A 15,011-nucleotide genomic window follows, 5' to 3' on the forward strand; every position below is an offset into this window, starting at 1 on the left:
TCTACACCCTCAGTACGGAGAGCTCGACGGGAGTGGGCGCGGCGGGGCCGGCGCCGTGCAGCTTTATCCGGACGGGCGGGCCGACCGGTCCCTGCCCGGTGGCGGCGGGCAGGCCCCACTCGGCGAGTCCGGGCGCCTGGTCGTGCGCCGCGCGGGCCCGGCCCGGCAGGGCGGGCTCGCCGTCCTCGCGCTTCCTGCTCTTGCCACACCCCGGCACCTGGTGCCCGTCCACGGCCGACACGACGGTCGCACCGGCGAACGCGCCGTCCATGTCACCGTCCACCGAAGCGGCGCTCGGGCCGGGACGCGCCGAGGAGACCGCCATTCCGGCGTCGGCCGCAGCCGCCGCGACCGCCGGGGCGGCGGTACGTCCTCCGCCACCCGGCGCAGCCTTGCCCGGCCCGCAGAACAGCCCCAGCGCGACCGCGAGCACCGCCATCAGGCAGCACCACTGCGTACGGGACACGGCGACCGGCCTTTCCGGACGGGGGCAACGGGCAACGGGCAACGGGGGCAGCTGCCCGAAATGGTACGTGCTGTGATCCCGCGGCTCCGCGCAGTGCCGAGGTGGTGACCGGAGCCGCACGAAATACGTTCGCCGTTCCTCGGGCCCGGGTGAGATCCTGGGACCCGTATGTCTACTTCCTTCGCTGATCTCCAGAACCGGTTCGAAGAGCTCTCGCTCCGCGATGCTCACCGGCTCGGCCGCCGTCTCGAAGGGGCGCGCCGCATCCGCAAGCCCGAGGCCCGTCAGTCCGTGCTGGACGAGATCGCCGCCGAGGCCGGAAAGGCAGCCGAGCGGCTCGCGCTGCGTGCCGGGCGGCTGCCGGCCGTCTCCTACCCGGAACAGCTCCCGGTCAGTCAGAAGAAGGACGAGATCCTGGAGGCGATACGCGACCACCAGGTCGTGATCGTCGCCGGGGAGACCGGCTCCGGCAAGACCACGCAGATCCCGAAGATCTGCATGGAGCTGGGGCGCGGTGTCCGGGGCATGATCGGGCACACCCAGCCGCGCCGGATCGCGGCCCGTACGGTCGCCGAGCGCGTCGCCGACGAGCTGAAGACCCCGCTGGGCGAGGCGGTCGGCTGGAAGGTCCGCTTCACCGACCAGGTCAACCCCGACGCGACGTATCTGAAGCTGATGACGGACGGCATCCTGCTCGCCGAGATCCAGACGGACCGCGAGCTGCGCGCCTACGACACGATCATCATCGACGAGGCACACGAGCGGTCGCTGAACATCGACTTCCTGCTCGGTTATCTGGCCAGGCTGCTGCCCAGGCGCCCGGATCTGAAGGTCGTCATCACCTCGGCGACGATCGACCCCGAGCGGTTCGCGCGCCATTTCGGCGAGGCGCCGATCGTCGAGGTCAGCGGGCGTACGTACCCGGTGGAGGTGCGCTATCGGCCCCTCCTGGAAGAGGACGGCGACGACGCCGACCGGGACCAGATCACCGCGATCTGCGACGCCGTGGACGAGCTCCAGTCGGAGGGGCCGGGCGACGTCCTGGTCTTCCTCTCCGGCGAGCGCGAGATCCGTGACACCGCCGACGCGCTGAACAAGAAGAACCTCCGTCACACCGAGGTGCTCCCGCTCTACGCCCGTCTCTCGCACGCCGAGCAGCACCGTGTCTTCCAGCGCCATACGGGGCGCAGGATCGTGCTGGCGACCAACGTCGCCGAGACCTCGCTGACCGTCCCCGGCATCAAGTACGTGATCGACCCGGGCAACGCCCGGATCTCCCGTTACAGCCACCGCACCAAGGTCCAGCGGCTGCCGATCGAGCGGATCTCGCAGGCCAGCGCCAACCAGCGCAAGGGCCGCTGCGGCCGTACGTCGGACGGCATCTGCATCCGGCTGTACTCCGAGGACGACTTCCTGACCCGTCCGGAGTTCACCGACCCCGAGATCCTGCGTACGAACCTCGCCTCCGTCATCCTCCAGATGACCGCGGCCGGCCTCGGCGACATCGAGAAGTTCCCCTTCATCGACCCGCCGGACCACCGCAACATCCGCGACGGCATCCAGCTCCTGCAGGAGCTGGGCGCGCTCGACCTGGAGGAGAAGTCCCCCCAGGAAGGGAAGAAGGGGCAGCGGCTCACCCAGCTCGGCCGGAAGCTCTCCCAGCTGCCCGTGGACCCGCGTCTGGCCCGGATGGTCATCGAGGCCGAGCGCAACGGCTGCGTCCGCGAGGTCATGGTGATCGCCGCGGCACTCTCCATCCAGGACCCGCGCGAGCGGCCCTCGGACAAGCAGACGCAGGCCGATCAGCAGCACGCCCGCTTCAAGGACGAGACCTCCGATTTCCTGGCGTTCCTGAATCTGTGGCGGTACATCCGTGAGCAGCAGAAGGAGCGCGGCTCGTCCAGCTTCCGCCGGATGTGCAAGCAGGAGTACCTGAACTTCCTGCGCATCCGCGAATGGCAGGACATCTACGCGCAGCTGCGTACCGTCGCCAAGCAGATGGGCATGCATCTGGAGGAGACCTCGGCGGACCTGGCCGCGCCCGAGCAGTCGGTGCACGTCTCGCTGCTGGCCGGGCTGCTCTCGCACATCGGTCTGAAGGACACCGAGAAGAACGAGTACCTGGGCGCCCGCAGTGCCAAGTTCGCGATCTTCCCCGGATCGGCTCTCTTCAAGAAGCAGCCGCGGTTCGTGATGTCGGCCGAACTGGTCGAGACGTCGCGGCTGTGGGCGCGGGTCAACGCCAAGGTCGAGCCTGAGTGGATCGAGCCGCTGGCCCAGCACCTGCTGAAGCGCACCTACAGCGAGCCGCACTGGGAGAAGGACCAGGCCGCGGTGATGGCCTACGAGCGGGTCACGCTGTACGGGGTACCGATCGTCGCTCAGCGCAAGATCAATTTCGGCCGTATCGACGCGGAGACGTCCCGCGATCTGTTCATCCGCAACGCCCTGGTCGAGGGCGACTGGCGGACGCACCACCAGTTCTTCCACGACAACCGCAAACTCCTCGGCGAGGTCGAGGAACTGGAGCACCGCGCCCGGCGCCGCGACATCCTCGTGGACGACGAGACGCTCTTCGACTTCTACGACCAACGCATTCCCGAGCACGTGGTCTCCGGCGCCCACTTCGACTCCTGGTGGAAGCACAAGCGCCGCGACGAGCCGGACGCGCTGGACTTCGAGCGCTCGATGCTCATCAACGAGAAGGCCGGGGCCGTCACCAAGGACGACTACCCCGACTCCTGGCGGCAGGGGAAGCTCAAGTTCCGGGTGACGTACCAGTTCGAGCCCGGCGCGGACGCCGACGGTGTGACCGTCCACGTCCCGCTCCAGGTGCTCAACCAGGTCACCCCCGAGGGCTTCGACTGGCAGATCCCGGGACTGCGCGAGGAAGTGGTCACCGAGCTGATCCGCTCGCTGCCCAAGCCGATCCGCCGGCACTACGTGCCCGCGCCGAACTACGCGGACAAGTTCCTCGACCGGGCGGTCCCCCTCCAGGAGCCGCTGCCGGCCACGCTGGCGCGGGAACTCCAGCAGATGGTCGGCGTCCCGGTCACGGCCGACGACTTCGACCTGACCCGGGTGCCCGACCACCTGAAGATCACTTTCCGGATCGTCGACGAGCGGCGCCGCAAGGTGGCCGAGGACAAGGACCTGGAGGCTCTGAAGCTCCAGCTGCGCCCCAAGGCCCGTCAGGCCCTCTCCCAGGCCGCCGCGGCCACCGCGGGGCCCTCGGGCGAGTCCATCGAGCGCTCGGGCCTCACGGGCTGGACGATCGGCACGCTGAACCGCGTCTTCGAGACCCGCCGGGCCGGCCAGCCGGTCAAGGCGTACCCCGCCTTCGTCGACCAGGGCGGGAGCGTCGCCGTACGGCTCTTCGACACCGAGGCCGAGCAGCAGCAGGCGATGTGGCTCGGCACCCGGAAGCTGATCCTGCTGAACATCCCGGTGAACCCGGCGAAGTTCGCCTCGGACAAGCTGACGAACCAGCAGAAGCTGGCCCTGTCCCGCAATCCGCACGGCTCCATCCAGGCGCTCTTCGAGGACTGCGCGACGGCGGCCGCCGACCGGCTGATCGGCGCGCACGGCGGCCCGGCCTGGGACGAGGAGTCGTTCCGGAAGCTGTTCGACAAGGTGCGCGCCGATCTCGTCGCGCTGACCGAGCACACGGTCAAGCAGGTGCAGCAGGTGCTGGCCGCCTGGCAGGCCTGCGAGCGGCGCCTGAAGGCCACCAACAGCCTCGTCCTGGTCAACAACGTCACCGATGCGCGGGAGCAGCTCGCGGCCCTGATGCCGCCGGGCTTCGTCACCGCGACCGGGCTGCGCAGGCTGCCCGACCTGATGCGCTATCTGGTCGCCGCGGACCGCCGGCTCCAGCAGATGCCGACGGCCGTCCAGCGCGACACCACGCGCATGGAGAAGGTCCACGAGATGCAGGACGAGTACGCCTGGCTGCTCGAACAAATGCCACGGGGCAGGCCCGTTCCGCAGGAGGTCCTGGACATCCGCTGGATGATCGAGGAGCTCCGGGTCAGCTATTTCGCGCACGCCCTGGGGACGGCCTATCCCGTCTCCGACAAGCGGATCGTGAAGGCGATCGACGCGGCGGCCCCGTGAGACGGGCGGGATCGGCACCGTGACGGAACCACCACCTTGGGTGAGGTCGACCGGACCCTCTGACCTGCTGTACAGTCTGTCTTCGCAGCCAGCCGCAAGGCAGCAGCGAAAACCTGGTCCTGTGGAGCAGTTTGGAGTGCTCGCCACCCTGTCAAGGTGGAGGCCGCGGGTTCAAATCCCGTCAGGACCGCAGTAACGAAAGCCCGGATCCTCTGGATCCGGGCTTTCGCGCGTCTTGACTCCGACAACCGCCGACGAGTACTCAGACAGCAGGAGCCGCTCCTGTTCCTCGGCATGGGGCGACGGTCCACCGGGAGGCGGCACGCATGACGGCGGTCCACCGGAAGGTGGTGCGCAGGGCGACACTCGTCGGACACGGGACCGGCGCGCTCCCGCACACCCGTCCGGCCGCCGCATCCGGCTTCCGCCGGCTCACTCGCCACCCACTCGTCGACCACCGGCCCCCAGGGCCCGTCATGGAGCCCGTGACGGCCTCCCGGGCGTTCCCCCGCCCCGAAAGCGCCGACCGTGCGCGCGGGGCACCGGGAGGGCCCTTCGGGACCCGGGACGAAAGTCCCCCGCCGGGGTGACCAATGGCGAGCCGTTCCGCTTCACGAAGGTGGCAGGCTCATACCTGACAAGACTCATGCAGTGTGACGGGAGTCACTGAATGAGTTTTGAGAAGGGGTGACTTTACACCCTTCCTACAACTGGCGAATTTAATATGTGCAATTGCACCACCCGGACGGGGGCCGTGCGGGACCTTCCGAACCGTCACGGCCCGGCTTCCCCGGGACGGTCGGGAACAGTCCCGCACAGACCCGCGCAAGCCCGCACGCCACTCCGCCCGGAGCCAACCGGACGCCTGGTTTCCTGAGGCGTCGGCGCCGTCGCGAGCGGCACACGCGGGAAGCCCCCGGGGACTGCGAGAGCACAAAAAAGATCGCGCTGGACCCGGCGGAGTCCAGCGCGATCGAATGACATGCCCGTATGACACAGGTATGGCGCCCGTTGGGGCGGGCGCCCGTCATGTGGAGCTATGGGTGGGCCTGTACGGGTTGGGGGACCCGGAAGCCCTGTTGTGGCGCGGCGACAGGGGGTGCGTCAGGCCTCGCTGCGCTGCTGCGGAATACCCGCAAGCAGTGCGCGGACCTCTGCCTCGCGGTACCGGCGGTGTCCACCGAGCGTGCGGATGGACGTGAGCTTGCCGGCCTTGGCCCAGCGGGTAACCGTCTTCGGGTCCACGCGGAACATCGTGGCGACCTCAGCCGGGGTCAGCAGCGGCTCGGCATCAGGGGTGCGAGCGGTCATGAGCGGCCTCCTCGGGAGAACCGAACCATCTCGGTTCTTTCCTCTAAATTCTGCACCTTGACCCGCGTTGCCCGAAATGGCGGACGCGGGCCGAGTCGGTTATAGGACGAACGGCTTGTCCTCGGCACTACAACTACACCATCCGTCCAGCCACGTCGGCCAAACCGATGGAATTGCCCTCCCAGGTGTTCATCAGCGACGGAAGCCGATGGACCATGTCATAGCGGACAGTCACACCGCCGTGACGATCAGTCACAGAGCGATCAGGAGTCACCAGACCCCCCATAGCGTGCAATGCTGAGCAATCCGCCCTTAGTTGGACGGATGGAGCCCTCCCCGGACTCCTTGTCCTATTTTGGCACGAGGAGTAGGGAAGGGCGCAAGGGCCCCGTTAGTGCTATCCATCACGCTTGAGGGCAAAGGCCCGGTTCGGGACGTAGGTCCCGAGGTCCTTGCAGTACGCTTCCGCCTCTTCGTCCTCACGCGTCACACAGGACACAGGGGCGGACGCGGGCAGGTTCCCATCAGCTGGCGAACTGACGGTCCTTCACCGCCCGCCAGCGCTCCGCCAGCCGCCCGTACGCCTCACTCGCCGCTTCGGTGTCACCGGCCCGCAGCGCCGCGACGCCCTCGGCCACATCGGCGGCCGATCGGTCCCCGGCGAGCTGCTCCGCCGGCAGCGCGTGCACCAGCCCCGCGTAGTCCAGTTCGACCAGCGCCCGCGGGTGGAACTCCTCCAGCCAGCGCCCGACGTCCACGAGCCCCTCGGTCAGCGGCCCCTCGTCCACGGTCTCGCGCAGCGTCTTCAGCGTCCGGGCCAGCCGGCGCCGGGCCTCGACCATCGGCGTCCGGTAGCGCAGCACGGGCGGCTCACCGTCCTCGCCCGCCTTCGCGTACTCCCTCTCCTCGTCCGAGAAGAGCACGAACCAGCGCACCGGGACCTGCCACACCGAGCTGAGGATCCAGGGCCTGGCATCCGGGTTGCGCTCCGCCCACCGCTCGTGGTCCGCGACCGCCTGCCCGCGCACCACCGGCGGCAGCACCGCGTCGAGCACCGGCCCGGGGAACATCTCCGTCAGCTCGGCCAGCGCCAGCCAGCCGCGCAGCCTGGTCCGCCACGGGCAGACGCACACCACGCCGTCCACCTCGGCGACGAACGCGTCCGCGCTCTCGTGCACCGGCACGCCGACCGGCGGTGTGGCCACCAGGTCGGCCAGCGAACGACGCAGTTCGTCCTGGGCCGTGGGGATGCGGGAGCGGCCCGCGTAACGGGCCCAGTGGGCGCGTTCGGACTCCGGGAAGGCTGCCAGCGGCTCGTACACCCGGAGGTAGGACGCGTAAGGGACGAGCACTGAAGACACCACCGACATGCAGCAAATCGTGTCATGCCCGTACTCCGCCGGAGGGTGATCCTCGGCACTGCAACAGATCTACGTCCGCGTAGGACTTACGCTCGTGCCCAGTCGGACCGGCCGTGCCGGCCGGTCCGCGGCCCTCCCCACCTTCAGGAGGGTCTCCCGCCGATTCGTACTTGGGAGTCACCACAGTGACCGATGTGACCGGCGATGTACTGCACACCCTGTTCCGCTCGGATCAGGGGGGCCACGAGCAAGTCGTGCTCTGCCAGGACCGTGCCAGCGGCCTCAAGGCCGTCATCGCCATCCACTCCACCGCCCTGGGCCCGGCCCTCGGCGGCACCCGCTTCTATCCGTACGCCTCCGAGGAGGAGGCCGTCGCGGACGCGCTGAACCTGTCGCGCGGTATGTCGTACAAGAACGCCATGGCCGGTCTCGACCACGGCGGCGGCAAGGCCGTGATCATCGGGGACTCCGCGCAGATCGAGGGCCCTCAGCGGACAGCGCTGCTCCTGGCCTACGGCCGGTTCGTGGCCTCGCTCGGCGGCCGCTATGTGACGGCGTGCGACGTCGGCACCTATGTCGCCGACATGGACGTGGTCGCCCGCGAGTGCCGCTGGACCACCGGCCGTTCCCCCGAGAACGGCGGCGCCGGCGACTCCTCGGTCCTCACCGCGTTCGGCGTCTTCCAGGGCATGCGGGCCTCCGCCCAGCACCTCTGGGGCGACCCGACGCTGCGTGGCCGAAAAGTGGCGGTCGCCGGAGTCGGCAAGGTGGGTCACCACCTGGTCGAGCACCTGCTCTCGGACGGCGCGGAGGTTGTGATCACGGATGTGCGCGAGGAATCCGTCCGCCGCATCACGCAGAAGCACCCCCAGGTCGCCGTCGCCGCGGACACCGGGGCGCTGATCCGCACCGAGGGTCTCGACATCTACGCCCCGTGCGCGCTCGGCGGCGCGCTGAACGACGACACCGTTCAGGCACTCACCGCCAAGGTGGTGTGCGGCGCGGCCAACAACCAGCTCGCGCACCCCGGCGTCGAGAAGGACCTCGCGGACCGGTCGATCCTCTACGCACCCGACTACGTGGTGAACGCGGGCGGTGTCATCCAGGTCGCCGATGAACTGCACGGTTTCGACTTCGACCGGTGCAAGGCCAAGGCCTCGAAGATCTTCGACACCACGCTGGCCATATTCGCACGTGCGAAGGAAGACGGCATTCCGCCGGCTGCCGCGGCCGACCGGATCGCCGAGCAGCGGATGGCCGAAGCCCGCCGCGGCTGACGGTCGCGGGGCGTCACCGGACGCCTTCACCGCGCATGGTCCTGCGACCCGCCGACCGGCGAGACAAGACTCACGCCGGTCGGCGGGTCGCATGCCAAGAAGAGGTTAAAATCGCAGTTGACCAGCGAGGACAGGGCGTCTCGCCGGTCCTCTTCCGGGGCGTGTGACGCGGGCGGCGTACCGTATGGCCGCGGAAGCAGGTACCGTTAAAGCCCTACGGGCACGGTCTCTCTGCCGAGAGTCCGTCCTGAAACATGAACGCGTGTCAAGACTCTGGGGCCGTCGAGCCCCGTCACCGAGGGGGTCGAGCCATGGGGCGCGGCCGGGCAAAGGCCAAGCAGACAAAGGTCGCCCGCCAGCTGAAGTACAGCAGCGGCGGGACTGACCTGTCGCGTCTGGCCAATGAGCTGGGCGCATCGCCTTCGAGTCAGCCACCGAACGCAGAGCCGTTCGAGGACGACGACGAGGAAGATGACCCGTACGCACAGTACGCGGATCTGTACAACGACGACGAGGACGAGGACGAGGACGGCAAGTCCGGTCCGTCGTCACAGCGCCGCGGCGCTTGACCTCGCGCTGACACATCAACCCGGTCCGGGCCTGTCCCGGACCGGGTTCTGTGCTACCCCGACACGGTCCGTTCGTCGTGCGGGCCCCGTCGTCCTCGACGCTGCCCTCGACTGCCGGGCGGACCGGATCCCGTCGCACACCGGGCGACGGGCCCCGGCCCGACCGGCGGTCGAGGACGAAGCGGCCACCGGGCGTCCCCGGCGCACCCGCCTGCGTGCCTATCGCGCGTACCCGCCGACGAGCTCAGCACCCGAGGTGTGCTCGCCACGTTCCGTGATCTCGCCCGCGACCCAGGACTCGACCCCTCGGTCGGCCAGCGTCGTCAGGGCGACGTCCACGGACTCGGCCGGGACGATCGCGATCATGCCGACGCCCATGTTCAGCGTCTTCTCCAGCTCCAGCTGCTCGACCTGACCGGCCTTGCCGACCAGGTCGAAGACCGCGCCGGGCGTCCAGGTGGAACGGTCGACCCTGGCGTGCAGCCCGTCCGGGATGACCCGGGCCAGGTTGTTGGCGAGGCCGCCGCCGGTGACATGGCTGAAGCCGTGCACCTCGGTCGTACGGGTGAGAGCCAGGCAGTCCAGCGAGTAGATCTTGGTGGGCTCCAGGAGCTCCTCGCCGAGCGTCCGGCCGAACTCCTCGACCTGGCGGTCCAGCTCCCAGCCGGCCCGGTCGAAGACCACGTGCCGGACGAGCGAGTACCCGTTGGAGTGAAGACCGGAGGACGCCATGGCGATCACCGCGTCACCCTTACGGATACGTTCCGGGCCGAGCAGGTGGTCGGCCTCGACCACGCCCGTACCGGCGCCCGCGACATCGAAGTCGTCCGGACCGAGGAGGCCCGGATGCTCGGCGGTCTCGCCGCCGACCAGGGCGCAGCCCGCGAGGACGCAGCCTTCGGCGATGCCCTTGACGATCGCCGCGACACGCTCGGGGTGCACCTTGCCGACGCAGATGTAGTCGGTCATGAAGAGCGGCTCGGCGCCGCAGACGACCAGGTCGTCGACGACCATGCCGACGAGGTCGTGGCCGATGGTGTCGTAGACGCCCATCTTGCGGGCGAGGTCGACCTTCGTGCCGACGCCGTCGGTGGCGGAGGCGAGCAGCGGACGCTCGTAACGCTTGAGGGCCGAGGCGTCGAAGAGGCCGGCGAAGCCGCCCAGGCCGCCGAGGCCCGCGACTTCAGCACGGCGCGTCTTCTTCACCCACTCCTTCATCAGCTCGACGGCGCGGTCGCCGGCCTCGATGTCGACGCCCGCTGCCGCGTAGGAAGCACCTGTTGTCTCAGACATTGCCTGGGATCTTTCGTGTGGAAATACGGGGCTGGTGGCCAGAGGGATACGGCTGGACCGTCACGGACGACGCAGTGCGTCGGACGCGGCGGTCGCCGCGGGGCCTGCCGCCAGCTCGGTCTCCAGCAGCTGCTTGCCGAGCAGCTCCGGATCCGGCAGCTCCATCGGGTACTCACCGTCGAAGCAGGCGCGGCACAGGTTCGGCTTGGCGATCGTCGTCGCCTCGACCATCGCGTCGAGCGAGATGTACGCGAGCGAGTCGGCACCCATCGACGTGCAGATCTCGTCGACCGTCATGCCGTTGGCGATCAGCTCGGCGCGGGTCGCGAAGTCGATGCCGAAGAAACAGGGCCACTTCACCGGCGGGGACGAGATCCGGATGTGGATCTCGGCGGCGCCCGCCTCGCGGAGCATCCGGACCAGCGCGCGCTGGGTGTTGCCGCGGACGATCGAGTCGTCGACGACCACCAGGCGCTTGCCCTTGATGACTTCCTTGAGCGGGTTCAGCTTGAGGCGGATGCCCAGCTGGCGAATGGTCTGGGACGGCTGGATGAAGGTCCGGCCCACGTAGGCGTTCTTCACCAGTCCGGCGCCGAACGGAATCCCGCTGGCCTCCGCGTAACCGATGGCGGCGGGGGTGCCGGACTCCGGGGTCGCTATGACCAGATCGGCCTCGACGGGGGCCTCGGCGGCCAGCTTCCGTCCCATCTCCACCCGGGAGAGGTAGACGTTGCGCCCGGCGATGTCGGTGTCGGGCCGGGCCAGGTACACGTACTCGAAGACACATCCCTTGGGCTTCGCTTCCGCGAAGCGCGAGGTGCGCAGGCCGTTCTCGTCGATGGCGACGAGCTCGCCCGGCTCGATCTCGCGGACAAAGCTGGCACCGCAGATGTCCAGGGCGGCGGACTCGGAGGCCACCACCCAGCCGCGTTCGAGACGGCCGAGAACCAGCGGGCGGATGCCCTGCGGGTCACGGGCGGCGTAGAGGGTGTGCTCGTCCATGAAGACGAGGGAGAAGGCGCCCTTCACGTCGGGGAGCACCTTCGCGGCGGCCTCCTCGATGGTGAGCGGCTTGCCGTCCTCATCGGTCTGGCCGGCGAGCAGCGCGGTCACCAGATCGGTGTCGTTCGTCGCGGCGACCTGGGTGGCGCGGCCGTCCTTGCGGGGAAGGTCGGCGACCATCTCGGCGAGCCGGGCCGTATTGACCAGGTTGCCGTTGTGACCCAGGGCGATCGAGCCGTGCGCGGTCGCACGGAACGTCGGCTGCGCGTTCTCCCACACCGAGGCACCGGTGGTCGAGTAGCGGGCATGGCCGACCGCGATATGGCCCTGGAGAGATCCCAGAGACGTTTCGTCGAAGACCTGCGAGACCAGTCCCATGTCCTTGAAGACCAGGATCTGGGACCCGTTGCTCACTGCAATGCCCGCGGACTCCTGTCCACGGTGCTGCAGGGCATACAGTCCGAAATAGGTGAGCTTGGCGACCTCTTCACCCGGAGCCCAGACACCGAAGACGCCGCAAGCGTCCTGGGGGCCTTTCTCTCCGGGGAGCAGGTCGTGGTTGAGTCGTCCATCACCACGGGGCACGCCACCGAGTGTAGGCGAGATCGACCACTGGTCCGAATTCGGGATACCAGGCCGGAGCACCGGGGAAGCGCTCCCGGAGGCCGTTCGGAGGCCGGTTCGGACGGTCACGCAGAGTGATCGTTTCCGGGGTGCGATGAGGTTCGGGACGGGATACGGGTCGGCCTCGAAGTGGCGGTCGCCCGGACCAGCGGCCGGTTAGGGGCTGAATCCGGCCACTCAAGGCACGGAGGCCCGCAGGCCGGATGGTGGCACTCGGTTAACCGGCCGACGCTCCGGCGCGGAGTCCGGCCGAACGCCCGTTTCGTGGTGAGCCTCACATCGACGAGCCCGGTATGCGGGCATCTCGGGGGCGCGGACGGGGCGGTGGGGCGTCCGGGAACGTGGTGCGGGAGCCCCGGGAGTTGCGGGGCTGTTCGCGACCGGGTCCGCAGTCGAGGCCGTCGCTGGCAGGCACATGCCCGAGTCAGCCCGTCGTCTCCCCGGTGCGGGTCTTCTCCGCGGCCGACGCGCCGAGTCCCTCGCTGTTCTCCGCGGTGAGGGACAGGCTGCGGTGGTCGATCCGGTACGTCGTCCTCCCGTCCAGGACCGCGAGCACGGCCCGCTCCAGCTTCATCCGGGGGTCCGGGCACATCATCTTGGTGCTGTCGATGCTGTCGAACGTGATGCTGGAGCCGGAGACCGTCGCCCGGCCGCGGAAGCCGTTGCAGCCGAGGCTGCCGCGCACGGAGCCGTCCTTGCCGAAGACGATCCGTGCCTTGCCCTCCGTGCCCGCGGGCAGGGAGGTGGCGACGGAGCCGGAGACCAGTGCGGTGACCGTCCAGGTGGTGCCGGTGAGCGGCGCGGGGGGTTGCGAGGTGAGCGCGATCGAGTCGCCGTCGGCGGAGGTCAGGGTCAGTTTCCGGTCCGCCACGGCGGCGGTGAGTTCACCGCTGAACGCGCGGGACATGACCGTCTCGAACTCCTGGACATCCTTCTCGCAGCCCCTTTTGGTACTCGTGGCCGGGCCGACGGTGAATGTCTCCCCGTCGACGCGGACATCGGCGGTGAAGAGATTGCAGCCGTAGTTCCCGGAGGCGCGGCCCTTGGCGTCGATCTCGACATGGGCGTCGGCCGGGGCGGCGGTCCGTTTCCCGTCGACCGTCACCGAGTCGACGCCCCAGCGGATGCCGGTGACGGGCAGTTCGGTCCGCACGGCGCCGCCGGAACCGTTCCCGGGCCGGGAACCATCCCCCGTCTCCGTACCGCAGGAGGTGAGGACGAGAAGGGACACCAGGGCGCCGAGGGCCATACCTTGTCTCCGCATGGCCCTGGGACGGGCCGGGACCCCGTCCGGTTCCCCCTCCTCACCCCATCAGCGGCAGCAGGGCGGCGAGGTCGGCCCGCTCCCCGCCGGCGCTGACCTCCGCCGCGTCGAGCGCCCGCGCCCACTCCGTACGCCCGGTGGCGAGCCGGATCCAGGTGAGCGGATCGGTCTCGACGACATTGGGCGGTGTACCGCGGGTGTGCTTGGGGCCCTGGACACACTGGACGACGGCGAACGGCGGAACGCGCACCTCGACCGACCCGCCCGGCGCCTTCTCCGCGAGGGCGTCGGCGAGCAGCCGGGTGCAGGCGGCGAGGGCCTGCCGGTCGTACGGGATGGCGAGGCCGGCCGCCTCGTTCAGATCGTCGGTGTGCACGACGAGTTCGACGGTACGGGTGACCAGGAAGTCGGCCAGCCGCATCGCACCGACCCGGGTCGGCAGCAGCCACTTCCCGGGGTCGCCGGGCACCAGCGCCTCGAACCGCCCGGCGACCTCCCCGTACAGCGCGTCCAGGTCCGGATGGTCCGCGGCCGTGGCCGTGGTGTCCTCGGCGATGCGAGCGGCCCGGTCAGCGGTCGAGAACGGCCATTCGAGGAGCGTCATTTCGGGCTCGGGCGAGGCGGGTTCGGGCAGCTCAAGGCCACGGGTGACGCTTGAGAGCGCCATGGTCAGATGGACGGCCAGTTCGCGCACGGTCCAGTCCCCGAGCCGGGTCGGCAGCGCGAGCTGTTCGGGCGTCAGGGCGCGGACGGCTTCCCGGACATGGGCGAACTGGGCCAGGACGGCGGCGCGAGTCCTGACCGGGTCGTAGCGGCGGGCTCGTTTCTGGGACGGCGGCATGGTGCAGGAGCCTAACGGCCTCCCCCACGGTAGGGAGCGGGCTTCCCTACCGTGGGGGAGGCCATAAGGGCTGTCGGAGCCGCGGCCTCAGGACCGGGTCGCGAAGTCGCCCAGCCCCTTGTCGAGCAGGTCGAAGCCGCGTTCGGCGAGCGCGACGGCATCGGGCGCGACCGCGTCCGCCGACTCCCCCGCGAGCAGCCGCAACTGGTTCGCCGTGATGAGGGCGTTGCGGGTGCCGATCAGCTGGGCGGCCGCGATCCGGGCGAGGGAGGGCTCCTCCCCCTCCTCGACCAGGGCTTCGGCGAGCAGGGCGTAGGACCGCATGGAGAACGCGTGCGCCCGGATCAGCAGCGCCGGTGTCTCCTGGATCAGCCGGCGCACCCCGAGCACCACGGGTGAGTCGCTCATCCCGACCGAGGGGTCACGGGCGTCGACTGCGGCCAGGAACTGACGCCGCACGGCGGTCACCGCGGACTCTCCGGGGGCCCGTTCCCGCACCACCCGGGCGACATCGCCGATGTGCTCCTCCATGGGAGCGAGGACCAAGTCCTCCTTACCGGCGAAGTAGTTGAAGACTGTCATCTTCGAGACGTCGGCCGCCTCGGCGATCTCGGCGACCGAGACCTTGTCGAAGCCACGCGCGGCGAAGAGCTCGGTGGCGGCCGCCAGCAGACGGTGCCGCGTCTGGAACTTCTTGCGCTCGCGCAGGCTCATCCCCTCAGTCATGAGATCACTGTACCAGGATGAAGATTTATCTCGGATTAACTATTGACTCAGTATATTTCATGGCAGGTTGAGATGCCGCGGCGGCACCGGGCCGGGCCGCTCGGGAACGGGGCCGCCCGCACCGCCGGTGGCTCCGGCCCGCGTTCTGCCCGTACCGCCCC

General features: G+C 69.5%; 11 protein-coding genes and 1 tRNA gene. 4 read left to right on the plus strand and 8 right to left on the minus strand.

Annotated features, from left to right (window positions below; translation table 11 throughout):
- Position 1: 1 nt before the first annotated feature.
- A complete protein-coding gene (locus ABZ826_RS24995; protein ID WP_361452346.1) occupies positions 2 to 466 on the minus strand; it encodes a hypothetical protein in 465 nt (154 codons plus the stop codon).
- A 168-nt stretch (positions 467 to 634) separates the two neighbouring features.
- Here ABZ826_RS24995 and hrpA point away from each other — a divergent pair, with 168 nt between their 5' ends.
- Positions 635 to 4,582 carry an ATP-dependent RNA helicase HrpA gene (gene hrpA / locus ABZ826_RS25000; protein WP_361452349.1) on the plus strand — a complete coding sequence of 1,316 codons (3,948 nt, stop codon included), beginning with the start codon at positions 635 to 637 and terminating at the stop codon, positions 4,580 to 4,582.
- Between the two features lie 115 nt (positions 4,583 to 4,697).
- A tRNA-Asp gene (locus tag ABZ826_RS25005) sits at positions 4,698 to 4,772 on the plus strand.
- Between the two features lie 914 nt (positions 4,773 to 5,686).
- Here ABZ826_RS25005 and bldC read toward each other — a convergent pair.
- Both bldC and ABZ826_RS25015 read right to left on the minus strand, forming a co-directional pair.
- Entirely contained in the window at positions 5,687 to 5,893 is a 207-nt protein-coding gene (bldC, locus tag ABZ826_RS25010) for a developmental transcriptional regulator BldC (protein WP_003949541.1), read from the minus strand.
- Positions 5,894 to 6,417: 524 nt separating this feature from the next.
- Positions 6,418 to 7,263, minus strand: coding sequence for a hypothetical protein (locus ABZ826_RS25015; protein ID WP_361452352.1), 846 nt, complete (start codon positions 7,261 to 7,263; stop codon positions 6,418 to 6,420).
- Between the two features lie 176 nt (positions 7,264 to 7,439).
- Here ABZ826_RS25015 and ABZ826_RS25020 point away from each other — a divergent pair, with 176 nt between their 5' ends.
- Positions 7,440 to 8,531 (plus strand): Glu/Leu/Phe/Val dehydrogenase dimerization domain-containing protein, encoded by a 1,092-nt coding sequence (locus ABZ826_RS25020; protein ID WP_361452354.1) that lies wholly within the window; start codon positions 7,440 to 7,442, stop codon positions 8,529 to 8,531.
- Positions 8,532 to 8,842: 311 nt separating this feature from the next.
- A complete protein-coding gene (locus ABZ826_RS25025) occupies positions 8,843 to 9,100 on the plus strand; it encodes a DUF3073 domain-containing protein (RefSeq protein WP_351076855.1) in 258 nt (85 codons plus the stop codon).
- 219 nt (positions 9,101 to 9,319) lie between these two features.
- Here ABZ826_RS25025 and purM read toward each other — a convergent pair whose 3' ends face one another.
- From purM to ABZ826_RS25050, 5 genes are all read right to left on the minus strand, one after another.
- Entirely contained in the window at positions 9,320 to 10,393 is a 1,074-nt protein-coding gene (gene purM, locus ABZ826_RS25030; protein ID WP_361452359.1) for a phosphoribosylformylglycinamidine cyclo-ligase, read from the minus strand.
- 60 nt (positions 10,394 to 10,453) lie between these two features.
- The gene (gene purF / locus ABZ826_RS25035; protein ID WP_361452362.1) at positions 10,454 to 11,980 is read right to left on the minus strand and encodes an amidophosphoribosyltransferase; all 1,527 of its coding nucleotides are present in this window, start codon (positions 11,978 to 11,980) and stop codon (positions 10,454 to 10,456) included.
- Between the two features lie 463 nt (positions 11,981 to 12,443).
- Entirely contained in the window at positions 12,444 to 13,268 is an 825-nt protein-coding gene (locus tag ABZ826_RS25040) for an META domain-containing protein (RefSeq protein ID WP_361452365.1), read from the minus strand.
- A 55-nt stretch (positions 13,269 to 13,323) separates the two neighbouring features.
- Positions 13,324 to 14,124 carry a sterol carrier family protein gene (locus tag ABZ826_RS25045; RefSeq protein ID WP_361452368.1) on the minus strand — a complete coding sequence of 267 codons (801 nt, stop codon included), beginning with the start codon at positions 14,122 to 14,124 and terminating at the stop codon, positions 13,324 to 13,326.
- Positions 14,125 to 14,211: 87 nt separating this feature from the next.
- Positions 14,212 to 14,850 carry a helix-turn-helix domain-containing protein gene (locus ABZ826_RS25050; protein ID WP_361452371.1) on the minus strand — a complete coding sequence of 213 codons (639 nt, stop codon included), beginning with the start codon at positions 14,848 to 14,850 and terminating at the stop codon, positions 14,212 to 14,214.
- Positions 14,851 to 15,011 lie beyond the last annotated feature (161 nt).

This window comes from Streptomyces sp. NPDC047515, from assembly GCF_040643055.1.
GTDB lineage: Bacteria > Actinomycetota > Actinomycetes > Streptomycetales > Streptomycetaceae > Streptomyces.